At 73.7% G+C, this 24396-nt stretch carries 19 protein-coding genes; 7 read left to right on the top strand and 12 right to left on the bottom strand.

The genetic code is table 11. From position 1 onward, the window contains the following. Positions 1-51: 51 nt before the first annotated feature. On the top strand, positions 52-1599 hold the full coding sequence (locus WMF44_RS44790) for an MYXO-CTERM sorting domain-containing protein (RefSeq protein ID WP_437296160.1): 1548 nt from the start codon (positions 52-54) through the stop codon (positions 1597-1599). A gap of 57 nt (positions 1600-1656) precedes the next feature. Here the strand turns inward: WMF44_RS44790 and WMF44_RS44785 are convergent, their stop codons facing one another. Beyond that, complete coding sequence (locus WMF44_RS44785) at positions 1657-2274, bottom strand: hypothetical protein (RefSeq protein ID WP_437296159.1); 618 nt, start codon at positions 2272-2274, stop codon at positions 1657-1659. Here WMF44_RS44785 and WMF44_RS44780 point away from each other — a divergent pair. Then, entirely contained in the window at positions 2237-3379 is a 1143-nt protein-coding gene (locus WMF44_RS44780; protein ID WP_437301680.1) for an epoxide hydrolase family protein, read from the top strand. The two genes, WMF44_RS44785 and WMF44_RS44780, sit on opposite strands and share 38 nt — an antisense overlap. 234 nt (positions 3380-3613) lie before the next feature. On the opposite strand, the gene WMF44_RS44775 is transcribed toward WMF44_RS44780, so the two are convergent. The 11 genes from WMF44_RS44775 to WMF44_RS44725 form a co-directional block, all read right to left on the bottom strand. Beyond that, the gene (locus WMF44_RS44775) at positions 3614-4120 is read right to left on the bottom strand and encodes a hypothetical protein (RefSeq protein WP_437296158.1); all 507 of its coding nucleotides are present in this window, start codon (positions 4118-4120) and stop codon (positions 3614-3616) included. Next, the gene (locus WMF44_RS44770; RefSeq protein WP_437296157.1) at positions 4110-6473 is read right to left on the bottom strand and encodes a glycosyltransferase; all 2364 of its coding nucleotides are present in this window, start codon (positions 6471-6473) and stop codon (positions 4110-4112) included. Before WMF44_RS44770 ends, WMF44_RS44775 begins: the two co-directional genes overlap by 11 nt. After that, positions 6470-6886, bottom strand: a complete 417-nt coding sequence (locus WMF44_RS44765) for a hypothetical protein (protein WP_437296156.1) — start codon at positions 6884-6886, stop codon at positions 6470-6472. The genes WMF44_RS44770 and WMF44_RS44765 overlap by 4 nt, the downstream gene beginning before the upstream one ends. Positions 6887-6900: 14 nt before the next feature. Next, complete coding sequence (locus WMF44_RS44760; RefSeq protein ID WP_012240970.1) at positions 6901-7410, bottom strand: hypothetical protein; 510 nt, start codon at positions 7408-7410, stop codon at positions 6901-6903. Between the two features lie 66 nt (positions 7411-7476). Next, positions 7477-8886, bottom strand: coding sequence for a hypothetical protein (locus tag WMF44_RS44755; protein ID WP_437296155.1), 1410 nt, complete (start codon positions 8884-8886; stop codon positions 7477-7479). 80 nt (positions 8887-8966) lie between these two features. Further along, the gene (locus WMF44_RS44750; protein ID WP_437296154.1) at positions 8967-9452 is read right to left on the bottom strand and encodes a DUF4150 domain-containing protein; all 486 of its coding nucleotides are present in this window, start codon (positions 9450-9452) and stop codon (positions 8967-8969) included. Between the two features lie 12 nt (positions 9453-9464). Further along, entirely contained in the window at positions 9465-10526 is a 1062-nt protein-coding gene (locus tag WMF44_RS44745; protein ID WP_437296153.1) for a hypothetical protein, read from the bottom strand. Continuing rightward, positions 10523-11542, bottom strand: coding sequence for a DUF2169 family type VI secretion system accessory protein (locus WMF44_RS44740; RefSeq protein ID WP_437296152.1), 1020 nt, complete (start codon positions 11540-11542; stop codon positions 10523-10525). The genes WMF44_RS44745 and WMF44_RS44740 overlap by 4 nt, the downstream gene beginning before the upstream one ends. Before the next feature lie 2 nt (positions 11543-11544). Then, complete coding sequence (locus tag WMF44_RS44735; protein WP_437296151.1) at positions 11545-13575, bottom strand: DUF2169 domain-containing protein; 2031 nt, start codon at positions 13573-13575, stop codon at positions 11545-11547. Next, positions 13572-14801 (bottom strand): TIGR02270 family protein, encoded by a 1230-nt coding sequence (locus WMF44_RS44730; RefSeq protein WP_437296150.1) that lies wholly within the window; start codon positions 14799-14801, stop codon positions 13572-13574. Before WMF44_RS44730 ends, WMF44_RS44735 begins: the two co-directional genes overlap by 4 nt. 43 nt (positions 14802-14844) lie before the next feature. Next, a complete protein-coding gene (locus WMF44_RS44725; protein ID WP_437296149.1) occupies positions 14845-17022 on the bottom strand; it encodes a type VI secretion system Vgr family protein in 2178 nt (725 codons plus the stop codon). A 255-nt stretch (positions 17023-17277) separates the two neighbouring features. Here WMF44_RS44725 and WMF44_RS44720 point away from each other — a divergent pair, with 255 nt between their 5' ends. From WMF44_RS44720 to WMF44_RS44700, 5 genes are all read left to right on the top strand, one after another. Beyond that, entirely contained in the window at positions 17278-18750 is a 1473-nt protein-coding gene (locus tag WMF44_RS44720) for a hypothetical protein (RefSeq protein WP_437296148.1), read from the top strand. Between the two features lie 302 nt (positions 18751-19052). Then, positions 19053-20015 (top strand): hypothetical protein, encoded by a 963-nt coding sequence (locus WMF44_RS44715; protein WP_437296147.1) that lies wholly within the window; start codon positions 19053-19055, stop codon positions 20013-20015. 29 nt (positions 20016-20044) lie between these two features. Further along, positions 20045-20992, top strand: a complete 948-nt coding sequence (locus WMF44_RS44710) for a glycosyltransferase family protein (RefSeq protein ID WP_437296146.1) — start codon at positions 20045-20047, stop codon at positions 20990-20992. Positions 20993-21007: 15 nt separating this feature from the next. Further along, a complete protein-coding gene (locus WMF44_RS44705) occupies positions 21008-23407 on the top strand; it encodes a glycosyltransferase (protein WP_437296145.1) in 2400 nt (799 codons plus the stop codon). A 55-nt stretch (positions 23408-23462) separates the two neighbouring features. Further along, positions 23463-24383: a LysR family transcriptional regulator gene (locus WMF44_RS44700; RefSeq protein WP_437296144.1), complete on the top strand. Its 921-nt coding sequence runs from the start codon at positions 23463-23465 to the stop codon at positions 24381-24383. The last annotated feature ends 13 nt before the right edge of the window (positions 24384-24396 follow it).

Below are 24396 nucleotides of genomic sequence, written 5' to 3'. Positions count from 1 at the left end.
CGTCGCACGCGCCGTCTTGACGGACGAGCGCCCCCGCGCATCCTGGCAGCCATGTCGCCACGCCGCGCGTCCGTCGCTCCCCTCGCCCTGCTCACCTCCCTCCTCCTCGCCGCCCCCGCCGCGGCGGCCGTCGTGCCGGTCGGCACCACCGACGAGCTCGTCGCCGCGATCGGCGCGGCCAAGGCCGGCGACGAGATCGTCCTCGCCTCGGGCACCTACGCCTTCGACGGCGTCTCGTGCGCGGCCGCAGGCACCGAGGCCGCGCCGATCGTCGTGCGCGCCGCCGAGCCGCTCGGCGCGATCGTCGAGCTGTCGGGCCTCGAAGGCTTCAAGGTCAGCGGCCCGAACTGGCACTTCGAAGACCTCGATATCCGCGGCGTCTGCGCCGACGACTCGGACTGCGAGCATGCCTTCCACGTGTTCGGCGCCGCCAGCCGCTTCACCCTCCGCCGCTCGAGGGTGCGGGACTTCAACGCCCAGCTCAAGATCAACGCCGCGCAGGTGGACGGCGTCTGGACGGCCCCCGACGACGGGCTGATCGAGCGATCGGAGCTGTTCGACACCCACCCGCGCAGGACCGGCAGGCCCGTCACCAAGATCAACATCGACGGCGGCAAGCGCTGGACCGTGCGCGACAGCTACCTGCACGACTTTCAGAAAGACGGCGGCGACGGTGTCAGCTACGCCGCGTTCATGAAGAGCGGCGGCTCGGACGGGCTCTTCGAGCGCAACCTCGTCGTCTGCACCACCGCCGGCTCGCCGGACGGGGCGCGCATCGGGCTGTCGTTCGGCGGCGGCGGCACGGGGGCGCAGTACTGCGCCCCGGCCTACGACCCCGACGTGCCCTGCGAGGTCGAGCACACCGGCGGGACGATGCGGAACAACATCATCGCGAGCTGCTCGGACGTCGGGATCTATCTGAACCGCGCGGCGGACACGCGGCTTCATTTCAATACGCTGATCGCGACGAGCGGGATCGACTTCCGCTTCGCGACGACAAGCGGCGTCGCGCGCGGCAACCTGCTCACGGGCAAGATCCGCGACCGCGACGGGGCCACGCACGAGGAGAGTGACAACCTGGCCGAGGTGGGGCTCGCGACGTTCCAGACGTGGTACGAAGATCCGAGTCTCGGCGACCTGCACCTCAAAGGGGATGTGGCGTCGCTCGTCGGCGAAGCGCCCGCCGAGGCCGCGGTGACCGATGATTACTGCGCGCGCGGGCGGCCGGGCAGCGGGAGCTTCACGCTCGGCGCGCTCGAACATTCGCTCGGCGACTGCGCGACGGTGCCGCCGCCGGGGCCCTCCGGCGACGGGGGCGCGGGCGGCGGCACCGCCGGCTCGGGCGGGATGGGCGGCGGCACCGCCGGCTCCGGCGGGATGGGCGGCGGCACGGGCGGCACGGGCGGCACGGGTGCAGGAGCAGGCAGCGGCACCGGCGCGGCCGGCGGGGGTGGCGACGCCTCCAGTGACGGCGAGGGCTGCAGCTGCCGCGCCGCGGGCGTCGGCGGGAATCACACCCTTGGCCTGCTGACGGCGGTCCTCGCCGCGTTCGCCCTCCGGCGACGACAGGCCTCCTCGCCGCGGAGCGACGCCCGCTAGAACACCGAACAGCTTGGCAACCATAAGAATGAGACGCCAGAAGACGCCAAAAGACGTCTAAAGACGCCAAGAGAACAATAAAATTCTGGCGTCTTTTGGCATCTTGGCGTCTTCTGGCGTCCCAACTTCTCGCTGTTTGCGTGGGGCTTCAACCCGTTTGTCGCTCCAGGTGGAGAGGGGCGACGACGATCCACCCGGGCTCGCGGTGGGCCGCAGCCGCCCGCGCCCGGCGTGGGAATTCGCCTTGCGGCGCGGGTCGGCCATACTGCGCAGCATGACGAAGGGAAGCTGCCCATGAGGACCACGCGCTCCATCCGCGGCAGCGACCACGCGCTGGTGCAGCGGATCACGCACGTCGCCTATGGCGACGACGCGCAGGACCAGTCCCTTCCCGACGGCTGCTGGGACCTCGTGTTCATGAAGCGGCGCGGCCGGCTGCAGGTGCTGCATACCGGTCTGATCACGCACCCGGTGACGCTGGGCTACGAGACCGGCGACGAGTACCTGAGCATCGCCTTCCGGCCAGGCGTGTTCATGCCGGGGGTGCCGGCGACAGGCATGCTGGACCAGGGCGTGCTGCGCCCGCTGGCGAATTCGCGCTCGTTCCTGCTGGGGCCGCACGCCTTCGAGGTGCCCGATCTCGAGAACGCCGACGATCTGGTGGCACGCCGACATCGACGACCTGCGCGAACGCCTGGCGCGCACGCGCTGGCCGGCGCAGCTGCCGGGCGGCGACTGGGTGAGGGGCGTGCCGGTCGCCTACCTGCAGCGGCTGGCGGCGCACTGGCAGCACCACTACGACTGGCGGCGCTGCGAGGCCCACCTGAACAGCCGCCCGCAGTTCACCACCCGGATCGATGGGCAGACGATCCACTTCGTGCACCTGCGCTCGCCCGAGCCGGGCGCGCAGCCCCTGCTCCTGCTGCACGGCTGGCCCGGCAGCTTTGCCGAGTTCGACCGCGTGGTGGACGCGCTGTCCGACCCGCGCCGCCACGGCGGCGACCCCTCGCAGGCGTTCCACCTGGTGATCCCGTCGATCCCGGGTCACGGGTTCTCGATGCCGCTGGCCGACGCCGGCTGGAACCACGGCCGCTGCGCCCGTGCGCTGGCGGCGCTGATGCAGCGCCTGGGCTACTCACGCTACGGCGTGCAAGGCGGCGACGTGGGCGCGTTCATCGCGGCGGAGCTGGGCCGCATCGACAGCGAGCATGTCAGAGGCGTGCACTGCAATGCGCTGGTGACGTTTCCCTCCGGCGACCCCGCCGAGCTGGAAGGCCTGACCGCCTCGGAGCAGCAGCGCCTGGAACGGCTGCAGAACTTCCGCGACCGGATGATGGGCTTCGCGCACATCCAGGGCACGCGGCCGCAGACGCTCAGCTACGGGCTGCATGATTCACCGGTGGGCCAGCTGGCCTGGATCGTCGAGAAGTTCAAGGAATGGACCGATCCCGCGGCCGCGCTGCCGGAGGACGCGGTGGGCCTGGACGCGCTGCTGGACAACGTGAGCCTGTACTGGTTCACCGGCACCAGCGGCCCCTCGGCCAACCTGTACTATGAAGCCTTCAACGACCCGTCCGGCTGGGCGCCCAAGCCGCGCGGCACCGTGCCCACGGCCGTGGCCGTGTCGCTGACGCAGGACGTGGCGGTGCGCCGGCTGGCCGAGCGCGACCACCACATCGTGCGCTGGACCGAGCTGGAGCGCGGCGGGCATTTCCTGGCGACGGAGACGCCCACGGCGCTGGCCGCCGATCTGCGGGAGTTCTTCGGTTCGCTGTCCTAGAACATTGATTACGTTGAAACCCGGAGAATTTTCACAGGGAGGCGGGGAGGCGGGGAGGAAGAAAAAAAAGAACTTTTATCTCTTGCCGTCTCTCGCTCCCCGCCTCCCCGCCTCCCTGTGAAATTCCTGTTTTTTCTCGTGGTTTGAACCCGTTATCGCTCTAGGGCCTGCCTGCCCACACGACTTGCGCGCCCACGCCGGCGGGGGAAGCCGAGCCGCCTGCTCGCGCTCGGCTCACATGGCAGCGACGCGCAGCACGTCGGACCGTAGGTGAAGAAACGACGCGTGCACGTAGCGCACGAACGGCGCCTTCAGGCCGAAGAACTCCGCCAGATCGACCTCGGCCGCCGCGCGGAACATCCCTTGATCCAGCACGGGAGCCTCGGTGCGGAGCGCCCCGCCCGCGAGGCTCCGGCAGGCGGGGGACGCCGACGCCGGGTGGACGGCGACCACGAGCGTGGCGGCCCACGGGGCGGCGGCGAGCCGCTCGCCGATGGAGCTCGGGTACCGGTAGCGGAGCGCGAGCACGCCGCCCCGCAGCGCGGCCTCGAGGACAGGCGCCGCGCCCGCCGCGGCCGGCGCCGGAGGGGCGGCCTTCCCCGCGGCAGCCGCGCCTTTCGCCCCCGCAGCCGCGCCCTTCGCCCCCGCCGCCCCGGGCGCGCCGCCGCACCCGCCGAGCGCCACGAGGCCGGCCCCCGCGGTGACCTGCGCGATGAACGCGCGCCGCCCCTCACTCGCCATGCGACGGCCCCTGGAGCCTGCGCCTGCGCGCCTGCCCCACCAGCATCCGCGCCGGTGTGATGCGGCCCAGCGCCGCGGCGCTCTCCTCCGCCGTCGGCCGCACGGGGTGACCCGGCGGGAGCTCGGCGACCATGCTCTGCCACAGCGCGAGCGCCCGGTGCTGGTAGATCTGCGCCAGGCTCGATCGCGGCGAGAGGAAGCGCTGGCCGAGCACCATCGCCCTCTCCAAAAAGGCGATCGCCTCGTCGTCGCGGCCGTCGTTCAGGAGGTGGAGCCCCTCGTTGTACCAGGGCATCGGATCCGCCGGATCCTCCTCGCGCATGCGCTGGTTCGCCTCGAGGTAGCGCGACAGCTTCTCTTCCATGACGCCGTCGTCCTTCAGGAAGCCGTAGTGCTGGATCTCCACGCCGGCCGCGCGGACGACGAGCTCCGGGTGCCGGTCGAGGCTCGGCTGCACCGTCTCGTGCACGGCGCGCCCATACCGGATCCGCGCGTCGTTGCGGAACAGCCGCACGGCGATCGTCATGACGGGCGGGCCGTCCTTCTGATGATTGGCGATCTCGAAGGAATAGGCGTGGACGTCGAGGTCGTCCATGAGCCGCACGACGCGCGGCAGATCCCAGTGCGCGAGCTCCTCGTCCGGGTCGAGGCTCAATATCCAGGGCCGCGTGGCCATCCCGAGGCCCACGTTGCGCACCTCGGCCAGGTCGAGCCGGTCCGTCCTGTGGACGCGCACGCGGTCGGTGAACCGCCGCGCGATCTCGACCGTCGCGTCGTCGCTGCCGTTGTCGACGACGCAGATCTCGTCGACGAACGGCTCCAGGAACGCGAGGAACCGCTCCAGCCGCTCGGCCTCGTTCCTCGCGATGATGCAGAGCGATACGCCGGACGCGGGCGCGTACCTGCGCAGCGTCACCGTGTTGCTCGCGAGATCGGCCAGCTCGGGGGGCGCGCCCGCGCGCGGCGGCGTGTACGGGTCCGGCCGCCCGTGGAGCGCGAGCCGCGCCTGCCGCGACGCCTCGGTGTCGTAGCCGAGCCGCCGCACGCGGACGTCGGTGAAGCGCCCGCACCCGTCCGGCATCTCGGGGATGCCGCCGCCGGGCAGGCCGCCCTCGGCCCCGCGAGCGGCGCGCAGGCCCGGCTCGTTCCGGTACATGCGGTACCCCGACATGGCCCCGAGCGCGCCGTCCGCCCGGAAGTACGTGCGCGTCGGCTCCCAGAACGTGTACCAGTGGAAGCCGAGCGCCTTGATGTGCGGATCGGCGAGCTGCATGAGGCGCTCGGCGCGCGCGCGGTCCATCTCGAACACCTCGTCGGCGTCGACCGCGAGGATCCAGTCCGGGGAGAGCTCCGCCGCCATCTGCAAGGCGCGGTCGCGATCGCGCCGTCCATCGACGCCCGGCGGCAGCTCCGTCCGCTCGTACCGGGCCACGGCGGGGTGCGACCGGGCGATCGCCCCCGTCCCGTCCGTCGACCCGTCGTCGAGCACGACGATCGCGTCGGCGAACCGCGCCGTCGCGTCGAGGCTCTCGCGCAGCGTCGCCTCCGCGTCCCTGATGCGGTACGCGGCCACGAGCCGCGTCTTCCCGGCGCGGCGGGCGCGCCACTTCTCGAAGAAGAGGTCCGCGCCCCCGAGGCCGCCCTGCGCGCCGGGAAACGCCTTGCTCAGCGTGGCGCTCCCCTCGTGGTGCACGTACACGTCGCTCGCGATCATGCACTCGAAGCCGCGCTCCTGCGCCCGCAAGGCGAGGTCGGCGCCCTCGTGGCCCACCGGGAAGAAGCGCTCGTCGAGCCCGCCGATCTCGGCGTAGACCTCGCGGCGCATCATCAGACAGAAGGTCGAGAGGGCGAACGACGGCGCCCACCGCCGGCGGAACGCCTCGCGGTGCTCGGCCGCGAGCTCGTTCAGCGCCTCCGGCTGGAACGGCGGCGGGTTCTGCACCTTCTGCGGGCCGCGCGCGCTGTTCGTCACGGGCCCGACGAGCCCGACGCGCCGCGCGCCGGGCACGGCCCGCGGCGCCTCCTCCATGCACTCCCGCAGCCCCTCCAGCCACCTCGGGGTCACCACGACATCGTTGTCGAGCAGCACCAGGTAGTCCCCGGCCGCGACCTCGAGCCCCCGGTTCGCGCCGCCGGCCAGGCCGAGGTTCTCATCCAGGAAGACCGTCTTGGCGGCGTCCCCGAGCCGGCGCGCGACGTCGGTGAGGTAAGCGGGGGTGCCGTCCTCCGAGCCGTTGTCGACGAACACCACCTCCGCGTCCGAGGGGAGCGTGCGGAGGAGGGCGTCCACACATCGCGCCGTGTACTGGAGGTTGTTCCACGTGACGACGATAACGGAATAAACAGGCGTCATCGGGCACCGGGCGGGGCCATGAGGCGAACCACGTTGGAGACGTACTGGCGATACGCCGCGTGCAGATAGAACGCCCCGACCCGGGGTGCCAGGACGATCTCGCACCGGAAGCTGCCCACGAGGTCCGCGCCCACGTCGTCGATGTCGTCGGGGAAGACCAGCCTCGGCCCGAGCAGAGGCACGGTGACGCCGCCCTGCGCGGGGGCGTAGATCAGCGTGAGAAAGACGCCGCGGAGCACCTCGGCGCGCTCGACCTCGATATCGACGGCGGGCACACGCGAGCTGCCGTGGACGACGTGGACGAGGGCGCCGCCCTCGACGATGGGAGGGCCCGGCTGGGCGAGGACGACGCCAGCGCCGGAGGTCGCGGGCGTCTCCGCGGTCAGGCCGAAAGAGACGGATCGGACGAGCATGGGTTCACCGCCGGTCAGAATTCGATGGCCTTCTTGTCGACGAGATCGATGCCTATCACGTTCGACACGTAGTTCTCGAGGACGAGGTACACGTAGACGCTCGGCCGGTAACGGGGCACCGCCACGGCGCAGGGGAACGCGACGGTGACGTTGAGCCAGGCGCCCTGGTACCCCTCGGACGCGAGGCTGCCGCGGCCCGGCATCGGCAGCGCGGGCTCGGCGAGCTGGTTCGGGCCGTCGCGCTCGCCGGCCGGGAACTCGATGAACGTGTTGCGCGCGAGCAGGGCGCCGCCGTCCGCCTGCTCGATGTCGTGGACGACGAGGACCATCGACTCCTCGACGTCGCGGTAGCGGCTCGCGACGGCGTCCGGGAACAGGAACGAGGCCGAGACGTCGAGCTCCACCGTGCCGGCCGCGAAGGACACCCGCGAGATCGCGAGTCGGATGGCCTCCTTGCCGGCCGCGATCTCGGGCGAGCCCCCGTGCGGGGCGAAGCCAAAGGGTGTCCGGGGTTCGATCTCCATGGGGTCCTCTCGACGTGGGCGCGGCGCGGGGTCGAGAGCAGCGCGCCCCCGCCCCGCCCGCGACGTTCAGCCAAAGTGGTTCCAGCTGCGGGAGGTCTGCGCCGGCGTATCGAGGCGCACGCGGCGGATGCGCGGGGCGCACACGGGGCAGAAGACGCCGTCGTCGCGGTTGTAGTGGCCGGCGTGGTAGATGGTGCAGAGCCGCCCACCGAGCGCGGGCCACCAGTCGTACCGCTGGCCCGACGTGGTGGACGGGTCCGGCGTGAGGCCCGCGTTCGTGTTGCAGTGCGGGCCCTGCCCGCCGAACTGGTCGGTGTACCAGCGGGGGTTGGCGAGCTGCGTGGCGAGCGCCACGCCGGCCGCGCTGTACTGCGGCTCCTGCCGGACGGTCTGCCCGATGCCGTGCCCCATCTCGTGGACGAAGGTGCCGAGGACCGCCGTCTCGCTCCGGCCCGGGCCCGTGCACCCGACGACGCAGAAATTGCCCCAGCTGTAGCCGTTGATCGAGCTCTTCCAGATGAACGAGAAGGTGAGGTTGTACGTGTTGCCCGGCGTGGCGAGGTGGGCCGTGAGGCCCGGCAGCGTGGTGAGGTTCCAGTTCACGCGGTTCGGCGACCCGGGCGTGAAGGTGAAGTACGCCCGCACGTCGGTGGCGCCGGCCGCCGGCCACGACGCCTGCGCCGTCCACATGAAGTTGTTGCCGTTCGTGGGGTCGCGCCACACGGTGCGGAACGTGGTGATGCTCCCGACCGCGTTGTTCGCCGTGGGGAACGCGCGCCGCTCCAGCTGGGTGTAATAGCAGTTCGGCACCAGCAGGAAGGCCATGTGAAGCGGCTTGTCGGTCAGCGTGCCTCCCCCGGGGGGCGCGCCGCCGACGCGCAGGTTGAGCAGCGCGTTCGGGCCGCCGTTCATGAACGGCCAGTCGAAGGTCGGCGAGCTGACCGCCTGCTGCGACAGGCTCTGGAAGTCGACGCGGGCCGAGTCCACGGTCGCGAGCGCCGGGAGGACCGCCCTGCGCTCCAGCTCGATGAAGTGCCGCGCGAACTCGCCCACGAACCGCGGATCGATGTTGTTGTACGTGGCGAGCGTCTGCGCGCCGGAGTACCAGACCGTATAATAGAGCTTTCGCCACGTCTGGAACTCGTCGGTGGCGAGGAACTGGGCCCGCTGCCCGTCGCGCGACGCCTTGACCTTGTACTTGTCGCCGCCGATGTGCGTGAACGTGAGCGTGTTGTCGAAGTGGTGCCCGGCGCCGACCGTCACCCCGGGGGCCGCGCCGTGCGCGAGCCGCGTGCGCTCGGTGAGCGACTGGAAGGCGAGGCTCTCGTTGCCCGGGTCGGGCTCGATCCACCAGTCCACGCGGTCGCCGGGCGCGACGTTGGGCACCTGGTTGGGCGTGACGCGCAGCTGCCGCACGGGGCCGTTGACGCCAGTCGCGGCGGCAGGGAGGTTCACGTATTGCTTGATCGTCGGCATGCGAGAGCTCCAGGACGAATCAGCGGGGGGTCCGGTCCATCAGCGCGGCGCGGGTCGAGGCCCGCTCCGCGGCCGCCCCCTCAGAACACCTCGATCTTGTCGACGCCCCAGTCCTTGGGGTTCTCGGGCGCGGGCGGGGGCTCCTCCATGACGATGACGATGAGCGGCGGCTGGATGACCGGCGTGGGCGGGGTGTTCTTGCTGTTGTGGAGCATGAGATCGAGCGCGCGGGCGCAGCCCTTCCCCTCGACCTTGACGTCGAACGAGTAGCTGATGAACTCGGCCTTGTTCATGTTCACGCCGGAGGCGACGCCCCCGTTCGTGCCCGCCTCGTCGCCGCTGCTGCGCGAGAAGTTGCTGTCCTGATGGCAGATGGGGTTGCCGTCGGCCTTGACGTTCTTCGCGGTGCTCGCGGCGTCGGACGACATGGCGATGTTGGGATAGGGGACGGGGACCGGCGGGGCGGGCGGCGCCGGGGTGAGGCACACGTCCGGAAAGGCGATGGTCATTCCATTGCTCGCGGCGTGGACGACCGTGCGTGAGTTGACTCCTACGGTGACAGGCATATCGCTCCTCCTTCACGCCCTCTTCGCTGCCGCCGAGACGAGGCACACGGCGGCGCGCGTCCCGTCGCCGGAGCCCGCGAAGAGCGCGGCGCGCGCCTCGGGGGACGCGCCGCGCTCGAACGATCGCACGCACGCGGCCGCAAGGCACCCGCCGGTCGCGGCGCCGACGTCGCCGTAGCCGTCGGCGGGGTGCCACAGCGCCCGGACGCCCCCGAGGAGCGCGGGCGCGCGGACGCGCGCGAGCCCCCACTCCTTGGCCCGGTAGCTCTCGCCGTTGAGATCGCAGAGGACCCACGCGGGCGGGCCGCCCGCGGCGCACGCGGCGGCGAGCGCCGCGGCGAGGGCCTCGCCCGAGGGGGGATCGCCGCTCTCGATGAGGTGGGGCTCCTCCCCGGCGCCCGAGCCCTCGATCTCGGCCAGGATGGGGGCGCCGCGGGCCTCGGCGCGGCGGCGGTGCTCGACGAGCAGCGCGGCCGCGGCCTCGCCCGGGATGAAGCCGTCGAGGTTGCGGCGGCTCTTGAGGCGGCGCGCGTGGTCGAGCGCCTCGAGCAGCCCCACGTCGACCAGGGCGTCGGCGCCGGCCACGATCCAGGGCGTGCCAGGGTCGGCCTCGACGGCGCGCGCCGCGTGGGCCAGGCCGAGGAGCATCGCCGCGTGCCCGTCGGGGGCGAGGAGGCCGCGGGTCACGGCGTCGACCCCGGCGGCGTCCGCGACCCGCTCCCGGAAGGCGTCGCGCAGCTCGTGGTGGTGCGCGGCGGGGCCGGGCGAGGGGCGCGCGAGGAAGAACGAGGCGTCCTCCAGGTCGGCGCGCGCGAGGTCGCCGGAGGTGGCGAGGTCCTGGAGCGCCAGCGCGAGCAAGCGGACCGGGAGGTCGAGCGCGCGGGGGAGATCGGTGTACGCCGCGACGACGGAGAAGGGCTCCTCCGGGCGGGGCGGGTCGGCGGGGAGGCAGGGGTAGCTCGGCCACTCGCGGAAGCGCGTGAGGCGGGCGCGGACCGCGGCGGTGGTGGACGCGGCGGTGTCGCCGAGGGCGGTGACCATGCCGGCGGCGGTGATGACGGCTCCGGTGCTCATGCGGGCGCGGGCTCCACCTCGATGCGGCGCACGCGGAAGAGATCGCGACCGACGGGCATGGCGCCCCGGTACACGAGCACGGCGCGGAGGTCGTCGGGCTCGAGGACCACGGTGTCGAGGACCAGCGGGAGCGGGCGGCGCTCGGAGTCGATGAGGACCACGGCGCGAGGCGCCGCGGGGGGCAGCGAGAAGCGCTGCGGGCCGAGGGGGCTCAGGTGCACGAGCTCGACCGGCTCGCCGCCGCGCAGGTGCGGCGTGGCCACGAGGCGCGGGTGCGCGCCCTGGTGGTAGCGCGGGTCGAAGGCGGCAGGCAGGAACGGCGACGGGGCGGGGGGCGGCGACCCGGCGGGGGGCGGCGACGCGGGGTCCGGCGCCGTGGCGGCGTAGCGCAGGCGCGGCTGCCAGCTGCGCCCGATGAAGCCGAGGCCGACGGGCTCGGGGCGATCGTCCGGCGAGCGGAGCGGCTTCCTGGGATCTTCGAGGTTCGGCATGGCGAGCTGCGCGAGGTCGACGAGCGAGCGGCGGGCCCGGAACCCGCGCCCGACGGGGTTGCGCGGCTCGACCTCGTGGTCGGCGGCGGACTCGGCGGACTCGTCCCGCCCGCCGAACGCGCGCTCGTACACGAGCGGCATCCGCTCGAAGGGCGCGGGGGACGCGGGGCGCGCCCAGGTGCGGTCGCCGAAGACGGCGAGGGTCGCGCGGATCGGGCCGACGCGCACGGAGACCTGGACCTCGGCGTCGCGGCGGCCGGGAGGGTACGCGTGGCCGAGGACCACGACGTCCGTGCCGACCTTGTGCGGCGCGAGGTCGCTCTCGTAGCGCACGCTCGAGAGGCCCGGCTCGCCGTGGAAGGCGTCGGCGTGCTGGAGCGGCACCTGCTCGGCCGCCGGCGCGAGGCGGCCGCCGGCGTGGATGGCGAGCGTCGCCTTGACGAGGACGACGAGCACCTCGGCGCCGGCGGCGTCGACGTGGACGATGCGCTCGGCGACGAAGGGGGTTCGGTTGCGGAGGTCCATGTTCAGGTGGGCGTGGGCGCGGCGTCGGGCACCGAGCGGAGGAACGAGGCGCCGAGGCCGTCGGCCGCGACCTTCGCGGGGCGGCGCTTGCGCGGCGGGATGAGCGGCTCCGACGAGGGGCGCGCGTCCGGGGTGAGGCGCGGACGGCGCGGCCGCGCGGGACGCCGGGCAGGGGCGGCTGCGGAGGCCGCCGTGGCGGGCCACGGTGAGGCGGCGGGCGGTGATCCCAGGGCGTACGACGGCGCGATGCGCGGCTGGGCGAGGGCGTACGACGGCGCGACGGGCGGCGGCGAGGCGACAGGCGCCGGGGCCGCGGCCGCGCCGGACGCCCACGGCGAGCTCGGCTCGGAGGCGGCGTGGGGCGCCGCGCCCGACACCCAGGGCGAGGAGCGCTCCGGCGCGGACGGCGCGGGAGGGTGCGCGGGCGGCGCCTGGGGAGCCGCGGGGACGGGCGCGGACGGCGCTGGCGCGAACGGCAGCGCGCCGGACGCCGCCGCCGGCGATACGAACGGCAGCACGCCGGACGCCGCCGGCGCTCGGAGCGGCCCCGCAGGCGACGCCGCGGCGGGGGCGGCGAACGGCAGCGCCCACGCCGCCGCGCCATCGCGGGCGCCCGGGGAAGGCGGGGCGGGCGCGAACGGCAGCACCCCGGAAGCTGCGCCCGCCGCCGGCGGCGCCACGAAGGGCAGGCCGCCGCGCCGCGGCGCCGCGGGCGGTGTCCCCGCCGCGGCGGGCATCTCCGCCGTGCCAGACCTCGCGAGGCGCGGTGCTTCCGCGGAGGCCGCGGGCGACCGGAACGGCAAGGCGGGGTTCCGAGGCCCTTCGTCCGGATCGACCGCCACCGTCCCGGACAGCGGATGCTCCGCCGCGCGCCCCGCCCGCTGCGGGCTCGCCGCCGCCGGCGCCTCCTCCGGATCGAGCGCCACCGTCCCCGCCAGCGGGTGCTCCGCCGCGCGCCCCGCCCGCTGCGGGCTCGCCGCCGCCGGCGCCTGCGCCGCTCGCGCCCGCTGCGGCGCCGCCTGCGCCCGCTCCGCGCCTACCGGCGGCGCTGCCGCGACGTCCCACGGCACCGCCTCGCCCGGGAGCGCGACCCTGGCCGTGACCCGGACGCTGGCGAGGATCTCCTCGCCCGGCAGCAGCGCGCTGGCGCGCCACACGAGCGAGCAGAGCCAGCGATCGGCGTCGATCACGAGCATGTCGGCGACCAGCGGCAACGCCTGCGGCTGCGCCGCCCCCCCGAACGCGACCCGCGCCTCGGCGACGGGGCCCGGCAACCAGGCCTCGATGCGGTCGAGATCCGGGTGCATCCCCTCGATCAGGATCCACTCGTTCCCCCGGAGGTACGGCGTCTGCTGGTCGGCCGGCGCCGCCTGGAAGTACGCCCAGTCGAAGCCGTCCGGGACCACGGGCCACGGGGCCTGCACACCGCGCGGATCGGCGTTGCCCAGCCGGCGCTGCCGCGCGGGCCAGTGCGCCGCGATCGGCCCGAGGCCGGCGGCGCGCGCCGGCTGCCGGGGATCGATGATGTTGGGCGCGCGGCCGGCGCGCGGATCGACGCCGGCCGGGTTGTCGGGGTCGGCCGCCCCGCCCAGGGCGCGCTCGTAGCCGAGCGGCATGGCGAGGAACGGCTGCGGGGCGCCGCGGCCGTTGCCGCCGCGGTCGCCGTAGACGTGCAGGGCCTTGTCGAGGAGGACGGCCGCGTCGAGGCCGACGCGCAGGCGGACGGGGACGAGCGGCGCCGGGCTCCGCCCGCGGGCCCAGGCGTGGCCGCCGAGGAGGATGTCCGCGCGCGGAAGGAACGGGGCCATCTCCGCGGCCGCCGAGATGGCGGCGCGCGGGTCGGCCGCGGCGCGCGCCGCGCGCACGTCCGCCGCGACGATCGGCGCGGGCGGGAGCGGCGACATGGCGCGCTTGTGATCGAGCCGGAAGGTCGCCTTGACGACCACCGCGAGCATCACCCGCCCCCGGGAGCGGAAGGGGCGCACCGCGGCCGCGGCGTGCCCGAGGGCGCGCGGCGCGGGCGGCGCCCTCACGGCGAGGCCCCGAGCGCGGCCCTCTGCCGCTCGACCCGCGCGACCACGTCGAACAGCGGGCGGCCGGGCGCGCGCGCCGCCCGCTCGAACGCGGCGCCCGCGCGGCGCCGCTGGCCGCCGAGACGGAGCACGCGATCGAGCGCGCCCTCGTCCAGCGGGCGGCCGTCGACGTGGCGCACCCCCGGCGCGAAGCGCCCGCGGTGCGCCGCCCAGAGCGCCCGCGCGTTCGCCCCGTGCGGCCACGAGAGCTGCGTGTCCGGGTCCATCTTCACGCTCGTGTCGCGCGGATCGTCGCTCGGCCCGGCGTCGAAGCCGGGCGCCGGGGCCCCGCGCAGCGCCCCCTCGATCGGCGCGCCGGTGATGCGCGAGAGCGCCTCGCCGGCGAGCCGCGCGAGCGGCGCGACGGTGAGCCGGTCGAGCACCCACGGCAGCAGCGCCGGATCGCCCAGCGCCCCCGCCGCGACGAGGCAGACCCGCCCGAGCCCGGGCGACCGCATCAGCGCCTCGATCCGGCGGCGGGCCTCGCCCGGCGGGCTCACGCGGGCGGCGCAGTCGGCCGCCTCCTCGGCGAACGCGCCGCTCCGCCCGGCGACGCTCCACAGCGCCTCGTCCGCGCCGCGCGCCCCGAGCAGCGCGCCGGCCCACGCCGACCAGAACCGCTCGGCCTCGTCGTCCGAGCCCCACGCGCCGCGGAGCTCGCCCGCCAGATCCGCGCGGCCCAGCGCGCCGGCCGCGCGGCAGGCCAGCGCGCGGACCGCCGCGTCGCCGTCGCAGATCGCGTAGCCGAGGAATTGCCCGGGATCGCGGCGGTGCGCCACGCACGCGGCAAGCGAAAGGCGGCGCAGCGCCGGCGGCTGCGCCCCCGACAGCATCGGCTCCACGATCGCGAACGCGTCGGCCGGCGACGCCCACGCGAGGGCGCCCGCGACGCCGGCGGCGGGCTCGTCCGCCTCCTCCGTCGCGTCGAGCACGGCCGCGAAGCCCGGGAAGTCGCGCGCCTCGACCGCGGCGATGGCCGCCGCGAAGAACGCGCCCGGATCCTTCGTCGAGAGGGCGGCCAGCGTGAGCTCCCAGCCGGGCTCCCCCGCGATCCGGAGCCCATCGAGGTGGGCCTCGACGCGCTCCTCGAGCTCCGCGAGATCGGCCAGCGTGTAGTGGTGCGACCTCACGGCCATCTCGCGGAGCTCCCAGAGGAACGACGCCATCTCCGCGTGATCAGCCACCACCTCGTGAACCATCCGCCTCGGCTCCGATCCTGCGCCACGCCGCTCAGTTGATGTCGACCCCGCTCCCCGAGAGCTTGATGTTCGAGCCCGCCTTGACGCTCACGTCGCCGTCGCTCTTCACCTCGACCTTGGCGCCCTCGACCTTGACGGTGCCCGAGCCCTTCACGGTGATGTCCGACCCCTCGACCGTGATCTTGCCGGAGCTGTCGACGATGATCTTGCCGCTCCCGCACTCCAGCGTGAACTTCTCGCCGACCTTGACGGTCTTCTTCGCGCCGACGGACTCGGTCGCGTCCACGTCGATGTTCCGGGTCTCGGTGCCGCCGACCGACAGCGAGTCGTCGCTGCCGACGGTGGTGTTGCGCTTCGAGCCGACCTCCAGCGTCGCGCGATCACCCACCTTGACGGTCTCCTCGCCGCCCACCGTGAGCTCGCGCTTGCCGCCCACCGACTCGATGTCGTCCTTCCCGACGTCGGTCTTCCGGCTCTGCCCGATCTTCAGGCTCGCGTCCTCGCCGATATCCACGCTCTCGCTCTTCACGACGCCGAGCGTGCGGTTCGCGCCGATCTTCTCGCTGTGATCCTCGCCGACCTCGGTGGTCTTGAAGGCGCCGATCGACTCCCACTGGCTGTTGTCGATGCGCTTCTTCCGGTCGTGGCCGACGGTCAGGCGCTCGTCGTGGCCGACGGACTGGGTCTTGTCGTTCTCGACCTCGATGTTCCAGTCCTTCTGCGCGTGCAGGTAGATCTCCTCCGCGCCTCTCCTGTCCTCGAACCTGAGCTCGTTCGAGCCGCCGCCGCCCGGCGAGGTGTCCGACTTGATGGTGCTCTTCGTCTTCTCGGCCGGCAGCGCGTAGGGCGGCACGTTCGCGCCGTGGTAGACGCGCCCGACGATCAGCGGGCGATCCGGATCGCCCTCGAGGAAGTCGATGACCACCTCGTGGCCGATGCGCGGGATGTACATCGAGCCCCACGCGGCGCCCGCCCAGATCTGGCTCACCCGCATCCAGCACGAGCTCTGCTCGTTGCGGCGCCCCTTCCGGTCCCAGTGGAACTGCACCTTCACCCGGCCATAGATGTCCGTGTGGATCTCCTCGCCCGCCGGGCCCACGACGATCGCCGTCTGGATGCCGCGAGGCGTCGGCTTGGGCGTCTGCACGGGCGTGCGGTAGGGCACGTCGTCCGGGATGCACTGGAATCGATTGGAGTACCCGACGACGGTCTCCTGCGACTCCCCCCCGACGGCCCGCGAGCCGAAATGGTCGACGCGCGTGATCAGGTATCCGCGGTTGAAGCTCTCGCGGCCGTGGTCCTCGAGCGTGAAGGTGGCCCCGGGCATGAACCGGAGCACGCTCCCCTGCCCCTCCGCCGTGCGGCGCACGAGCTGGAGCTGCTCGAGCCGGAGCTTCGCGAGCTGGGTGCCCTCCTCGGGCAGATCGTGCTCGGTGGCGTACACGTACACCTCGAGATCGGTGTCGCGGTCGGCCTCCGCCTCCCCCTCGAGGCTCAGGCTGGGCTTCTGGAAGTTGTAGTCGCGGACGGTGACCTTGCCGGGCCGGACCTCCTCGGCCATCGAGAAGCGGGAGACGGCCTCGCGCGCGGCGAGCGCCCCGCCGACGGCCCGGTACGGCACGACGCTCGATCCGTCGATGGGCTCGTGGACGAACGGCGCGTCACCGAAGACGAGCACGTGGTTGTCGGCCTTGTGCTCGAAGAAGCAGAACATGCCTGTCTCTTCCATCAGGCGGCTGATGAACGCCCAGTCGGTCTCGGCGTACTGCACGCTGTACTCCCGCCGATCGTGGGTCATCGCCGTCGAGATGCGGAACTCGTCCGACGACAGCCCCGCCGCGCGGAGCACCTTGTCGATGATCTCCGGCGCCGTCGCCTCCTGGAAGATGCGGTAGTCGTGCCGGTGCTGCAGGCGCCACGCCCGCGGGACGACCGTCGCCAGGTACGTGGTGACCGCGCGCCCCTCCTCGTGCTGCTCGAAGCGCGCGACGATGCCGTGGATGTACCGAGTCGACACGTCGGTCCGGATCGTGAGCAGGCACGTTTGCCCGACCAGCCCGTCGAACGCCAGCGCGGCGTCCGTCGACGCGAGGGTCACGCGGAAGTGGAACAGCCGCGATATGCCCTCATGGCCCTCGATCCGCGCGACGCGCCACGGATCGGTCGCGCCTTCCACAGCGAAATCAAACTCGATCGCACCGTCCGCCATCGGTCGCCTCGCCCTCGCACGTCCCGGAGCCCGAGCCGTCGAGCCTACCATCGCTCGCCGGCCGGGTGGGCACATTCACGCGCGCCGGCGCTGTCGACAGGCCGGCGCACGTGCCGTCGACATGGCGTCGACATGCCGGCGCACCCCCCGTCGACATGCCCGCGCGCGTCTTGACGAACGGTTGACGCACGGCGAGGGCGGGCCTAGTCAGATAGGGCGCCGGGGGGGACAGCGGACAGCGGATCGCGCGGATTCATGGGCAACGTCTGGCAGGTCGTCGATGCGTACGGAGACGTCGGCTTCGTCCGCGCAGCCGGTGCGGTCCTGCCCGAGGGCGCGGAGCCGATCGAGCCGCACCTGGCCGCCCTCGAGGTGCCCGCCTGGTTCCCTTCGGAGGCGCCGGACCGCGAGCGCGTCGATCTCCTGAGCGAGCTGTGCGCCGCGGGCGCCGGCATCGTGTCGCTCGACGCGGCGCGCGAGCTCGACCTGCTCCGCGAGCGCGTCGCCGAGCTGCTCCGGACGGGGTGCCTCCTCGCCTTCCGCGGCCCGCCGCCGCGCGCCCCCGAGGCGCGCAGGCCGCTCGAGGTGCCGCCGCCGGCGCAGCCGGCGCCGAAGGCGCCCGACGTCGTCCACGCGCTTGTCGGCGTGATCCAGGTCGACTTCGCGGCGAACCACGCGGTGGAGCGGGACTCCCTCGGCAACTTCGCCTCCCCCGAGTGGCTGAGCACCCGGCAGGCGGCGGATCAATCGCCTGTCTGCTACGTCCGCGGCGCGCGTGTCCCGCTGGCCGTGGTGCTGCGCGTGCTCCGGCCGCCCACCGGGACCGAGTCCGTGCAGCTGCGCGGCCGCGCCATGGCCGGCGGCGTGACGCTCGAATGGACGTGCACGGTCAGCGTGTCGCCCGGGTCGGTCGACGTCTCCACGCCCTCGATGACGAGCAGCGCGCCGCTGCCGGACGTCGTCGCCTGCTACGATCCGCTGACGATCGCGTGGGAGGCGAACGCCGCCGGCACCGGCTGGGTCGGCGCGGGCACGACGGCGCACCTCGTCTACGCGGTGCTCGGCGCGCCGGCCGGCACGGTCCACTGGACGCTCGTGGACATCTCGTGCCGCGCGGCCCAGGGCGAGACGACCGAGGGGCGCGTCGTGTCCCAGAGCTTCGTCCCCTTCGCGACGCGGGCGCTCACGCGCAAGCGCGACGGCGTGGGCCTCACGTACTGGAACCCGAACACGACCACCTGCACGAACACCCGCCTGCTCCTCGCGAGCGCCGACGGCAGCGGGCAGTGCGGCTCGTGGGCCGAGCTCTTCATCGACATGCTCAAGGTCCACGGCATCACCAGCGCCGACAAGGTGGTGGTCGTCGTCACGGTGCCGGCGTGGACCTCGGGGTCCCAGGGCTTCCTCGTGAAGAACTGGCAGTGGAACGCGGCCACGCAGCCCGCCCCGTGGACCCACCGCATGGGGACCGACGTGGTCAACCTGCCGGGGATCCCCGGCCAGCGGAACCCCGAGCCCCCGCCCGCGTTCTTCAACCATTTCATCGTCGTGCACGGCGGCCAGCTCTACGACCCCTCGTACGGCGGCGGGCCGTTCGCCGACGCGGCCACGTGGGAGACCGGCGCGATCGACGGACTGTTCGCTGCCGCGCTCGCCGGCTATCCGAAATCGTCGAACCCGCAGGCCCTCGTGCAGCTGTGGAACATGCGCACGAACGCCCGCATCTAGAGCACCGACCAGCTTGGAAACCAGGGGAATGAACCGCCAAGGCGCCAAGGACGCCAAGAAGACAATAAAATCTTGGCGTCCTTGGCGCCTTGGCGGTTCAATTTCTTGCTGTATGCATGCGATTTCAACCCGTTTGTCGCGCTAGCGCAGCGCGGAGGTCGACCGGCATGCCCTCGCCCCTCTCGACCGCCGCGCCCCGCTCGACCAGCGCCCCCTGGAGGCCGCGCCGCGGGCCTCCCGCGCCCGCGCTCCTCGTCTGTCTCGCCGCCGCCGCGTGCCGCCCCGCCCCCGGATCTGCGCCCATGAACGAAACGCCCCCTCCGCCTCTCGCGCTCTCTGCCGCCGCGCTGCCCGACGCCCCGCTCGCGGACACCCTGCGCCTCGTCGCGCTCGACGGGGCGCCCGTGCTGCTCGCGTCGTCGACGCACAGCGCGGCCCCGCCGCACCGCACCGACGTCTGGGCCTTGCCGCTCGCGGGCCGCGGTCCGTCGGGCGCCGTCGCCACGATCCCGCAGCTCTTGCCCGCGCTGCCCCGCTGGGACGCCGCGGCGGCGGACGGCGGCGCGCTGTCGTTCGTGGTGGAGGTCGCGGGCGGCGCGGTGAACGCGCTGGTCCGGCTCGACGGCGCCGCCGGTGCCCGCACCTCGCTCACGGCGCACCGGCCGTTCGCGAGCTTCAGCGGGCCTCGGTTCGTGCGCGGCGCGGGCGCCGGCTCGCTCCCAGCGCCCTCCCCCGGCGCCGTGTCCGCCGTCGTCGACAGCGCGACGGCGGTCGTGCTGGAGGCCGCGGCGGCCGGCGGCGGCCCGGTGGACCACCCGATCGGCGAGTGCATCGATGTCGTGGTCCTCGCCGGGTCGCCTGGCCCCACCGCGGTGTGCAAGCGCGTCGCCCCCGGCGCCTCGCGCGGCGGCGCGCTGCCCGGCACCGTGCGCGTCTCGGCCCGCGATGCGGCGTACGGCCCTGCCGGCGCCGAGGAAGCGCCGTTCGGCGACCGCCGCGTCTTCGAGCTCGACGCCGACCGCGCGGGCGGCGGGCTCGTGATCGTCGCGACGTCCGCCGCCCACCTGCTCGTCGCGCACCGGCCGGCCCCGGGCGCCGCGTTCCGCGTGCTCCCCGTGGACGCTGGCGGCGCCGATCCAGCGACGTTCTCGGCGCCGTGTGTGCTGGTCACCGATCGCACCGTGACGCTCGCGGTGCTCTCGAAGGCGCGCACGCCCGACGCGCGCGCGCTCGTGGCCAGCTGGCCGCTGGACCCGCCGCCCTGACGGGCGCCGCCGTCGTGGCCCCCTCGCCCATGCGCCGTCGCGTCCTGTACATCGGCAATTTCGGCCCGTCGTTCTCGACCGAGAACCACGTCGGCGAGAGCCTGCGAGCGCTCGGCGTCGAGGTCGTCCAGGCCCAGGAGAACGCGTTCACCCTGCAGGAGCTCGACGGCATGGCGCGCGACGTCGATCTGCTGCTCTACACCCGCACCTGGGGCCTGCGCGGCGACGCGCTGCGCTGGATCACGCAGCTGCCCATCCCGACGGCCTCGTACCACCTCGACCTGTACGCCGGCCTCTCGCGCGGCCGCGATCTCCGGCTCGACCCGTTCTGGCGCACGCAGCACGTGTTCACGCCCGACGGCGGGAGCGAGGCGTTCTTCCGGGCGCAGGGCGTGCGCCACCATTACCTCAAGCCCGGCGTGTACGGCGCCGAGTGTTATCTCGCGGAGGTCGACCCTGGCGTCGCGGCCGACGTCTGCTTCGTGGGCTCGTACGATTATCATCCGGAGTGGCCTTATCGCAGGCGCCTCGTGGATTTCCTGTCGGAGACGTACGGCCGCCGCTTCGTGAAGCACGGCTCACCGGAGAGCTGCGTGCGCGGCGACGCCCTCAACCGCCTGTACGCCTCCGCGAAGATCGTCGTGGGCGACAGCCTGTGTGTCGGCTTCGATCACCCGCATTACTGGTCCGATCGCATCTACGAGACGCTCGGCCGGGGGGGCTTCATGATCCACCCCTACATCTTCGGCCTGGAGGAGGAGTTCCGCGATCGCGAGCACGTGGTCTTCTATCCGTTCGGCGACTTCGCGGCCCTGCGGCGCCTCATCGACTATTATGTGAAGCACGACGACGAGCGCGAGGCGATCCGGCGGGCCGGGCACGCGCGCGTCAAGGCGAGCTTCACGTACGTGCACCGCATGCGCCAGATGCTCGGCATCCTCGGCGAGCACCACGCGGGGCTGAGGGGCTGGGTGTGACCCTGGGTGCTTCCGATGCGGATCCACATCGTCACCAACATCGACAACGGCAAGGGGCTCGAGCGCGACTACCGTCTTCTCAGCAGCCTCCTGGAGAGCTGGGGTCACCGGGTCACCGGCGTTCACTTCCAGCGCTCCGAAGGCGTGGGGGGCGCCGATCTCGTCATCTTCCTCGAGGTCTACGAGCCGCGCCTCGCCGAGGGCGCGCCGCGCCGCTGGCTGATCCCGAACGCCGAGTGGTGGCGGCCGGAGGCCCGGCCCGCGCTCGACGATTTCGAGCTCGTCCTGTGCAAGACCCGTGACGCGCTGTCGCACTTCGCCCCGCTCACGCCGCGGGCTCGCCACCTCGGCTTCTTCTCGGAGGACCGCTGGGACCCGGCCGTGCCTCGGGCGCGGCGCTTCCTGCACGTCCCTGGCGGCTCCGACGCGAAGGGCACGGACTCCGTGCTTCTGGCCTGGGAGCGCCACCGCATCCCGTATCCGCTGACCGTCGTGTCCTCGCTCGGCTGGCCGCTCAGGCCGCGGAACGTCGAGCTCGCGGGGCGCGTCGACGAGCGGCGGCTTCGCTTTTATCAGAACGCGTCTCGATTCCACCTCTGTCCGTCTCGTTACGAGGGCTGGGGCCACGCGCTCCATGAGGGCCTGTCGGTCGGCGCCGCGGTCCTCGTGCCCGACACCGAGGCGATGAGCGAGATCGACGGCTGCGCGCTGCGCATGCCGGCCGCGCCGCACGGCGCGCAGGGCCTCGTGCGCACACACGCGGTGGCTCCGGAGGACGTGCGCGATGCGGTCGAGCGCTGCATGGCGTTCACGGAGGCGGATCTCCGGCGCATCCAGGAAGCGGCGCGGGACGCGTACCTGACCGAGCGCGAGCGGTGCCTCGCCAGCTTGTGGGAGGTGCTCGGCGAGCGGCCGGCGCTGAGGGGCGGCTCCGCGGCGGGTGCGGGCGGCCGCGGCGCGTCTGCGGGCGATGCGGCCGTGGGAGGCGGCGCCGGGCGCGACGCGGCCGGCGCGCCCGGCTCGGCTGCGGAGGCTCGCGCGACGGGCGCCGCTCCGCCGCGCATCGCCCTCGTGATCCCCTGCCATCCCGCGACCGCGCCCCTCCTGCGGCGCGCCGTGCTCGCGCTGCGCGCGCAGACCGCCGCCCCGTCGTCCTTCGAGGTCGTGGTGGTGTGCGACGGCGGCGATCCGGGCGGCGCGATCCGCGCCGCGGCGGAGCCGGGCTCTCACCCCTTCCGGGTCGAGATCGTCGACAGCCCGCGCCCGCGCGGGCAGTTCCCGCACTGCAGCCATGCCAGGAACGCGGGCTTCCGCGCCGCCCGCGCGCCGTTGATCTGGTTTCTGGACGCCGATGTCCTGCTCCCGCCCGAGGCGGTCGAGCACGCGCTCTCGGAGCACGACGCGGCGCTCGCGCGCGGCGTGCCGGCCGTGCTCACGCCGGCGCTGGCCCGCGTCGCCTTGCCGCCGGCCGCGTGGATCGAGCGCTCGGCCGCGTGGGCGGCCTCGGGCGCCGTCGAGGGGCTCGCTCCGCTCCTCGCGGCCACGCCGCTCGACGGCGTCGTGCCCGACGCCCACGGCGATCGGCTCCGCCCCGGCGCCCCGGGCTCCGAGCCGCTCTGCGATGTGCGCGACGGGCTGCCCATCGTCTGGCGAGGCCTCGTCGATGCGCTCGGCGGCTTCGACGAGTGGTTCATCGGCGGCGGCGCCGAGAAGGGGGCCTTCGTCGATCTGCTGGAGGGCGCGCGGCGTGCGGACCTCATCGACATGCGCCTGCTCACGAGCGTTCGCGCCCTGCGCCAGCCGCAGAAGGCCGCCACGGAGGCGTTTCATGTCCACGTCCATCGAGGGCGGGAAGAGCGCGAGCGCCGCGCCCGGGAGATCGGGCATGGCGCGCGGTGGTGGCGGGCGCGGCTCGCCGCGATCCGGGCGGCGCTCTCGCCGGCCGTCATAGCGGCTGCCCCGGACGCGCCGGCGGCGGAGCGCCTGCCGGACTGCTCGCCCGGCGCGATCGAGGCGCGCGCGCGGCTCGTGCGCGGCGTGAGGGCGGTCGCCGCCCCCGCCTTGCGCGGCCTGTACGGCGGCGTCGTCGTGGTCGGCGAGGCGGCCGAGCTGCTCGCGCGCGACGTGGCGCACGTGTGCGGCCTCGCGGCCCGCGTGGCGACCGTCGCCGGGCTCGCCGCGCTGCCGGCGAACCGCGCCTGCGGGGTCATCCTCAGCGGCGTCCTCGCCGGCGCGACGGAGGAAGAGCGGGCGCGCGTGCTGGCCCAGGCCCGCCGCATCGTGAAGGCGACGGGGCCGCTGCTCATCGCGGAGATCGCGGGCAGCTCGGCGGAGCGCGGCGCAGGGACGGCGGGCGGCGACGCGGCGCTGGCGGCCGCCGAGGTGCGGGTGCGCGTCGAGCGCGTCGGCGTGTGAGCCTCCCAGCGCTGCCTTGGAACAATTCGCGCGATTTGCGTAAATTGTCCCACCCATGGACCCTCGCCTCCCCAACGTCGCTCTCGACGAGATCGTCCTCTTCACGCGGGTCGTTCAGGGAGGCAGCTTCACGGCGGCCGCGACCGCCGCCGGGATGCCGAAGTCGACCGTGAGCCGGAAAATCTCCGATCTCGAGTCGCGCGTCGGCGCGCGGCTGCTCCAGCGGACCACGCGGACCTTGAGCCTCACGGACGTCGGTCGCGTCTACTACGAGCACTGCGTTCGCATCGTCGCCGCGCTCGAGGAGGCAGAGCTCGCGGTCTCGCAGCTCCAGTCGACGCCCCGGGGGCTCCTGCGGGTGACGGCCCCGCTCGCGTTCTCCGTCCTCGGGCCGATCTTCGCCGAATACCTGCGTCTTTTCCCCGATGTCCAGGTCGACCTGGTCTGCACCGACCGCCGGGTCGACGTCGTCGAGGAGCGCTTCGACCTCGCGCTGCGGGCCGGCGCCACGCCGGACACGAGCCTCGTCGCCCGGCGTCTCGGGGCCGTGCGGCGCCGTCTGGTCGCTGCGCCCGAGGTCAAGAGGGCGCTCGGCGAGCCGAACGACATTGCCGAGCTCGCGGACCACCCGTGCATCGTGTTCGCACCGGAGGGAAGCTCCTGGGAGCTCAGGTCGGGGCCCAAGATCGCCGAGATCACGGTTCACCCGCGGCTCGTCGTCAACGACTACGAGATGCTTCGCTCGGTCGTTCGCGCGGGCTTCGGCGTCGCCCTCTTGCCGGAGTACCTGTGCGCGGAAGACCTCGCCGCCGGACGGCTCATGCCGGTGCTCGCGTCCTGGTCGGCGCCCGAAGTGCCCGTGTTCGCGCTCTATCCGAGCACACGGCACCTCTCGCCGAAGGTGGTGGCCTTGCTCGACCTGCTCCGCCAGCGCCTCGTGCTGTCCACCACGCCGAGCGTGGCCGCCAGCGTGTGACAGGATTGTTCCA

The organism is Sorangium sp. So ce426 (genome assembly GCF_051475585.1).
GTDB classification, from domain to species: Bacteria; Myxococcota_A; Polyangia; order Polyangiales; family Polyangiaceae; genus Sorangium; species Sorangium cellulosum_B.
This window is presented reverse-complemented; position numbering and strand designations above follow the sequence as displayed.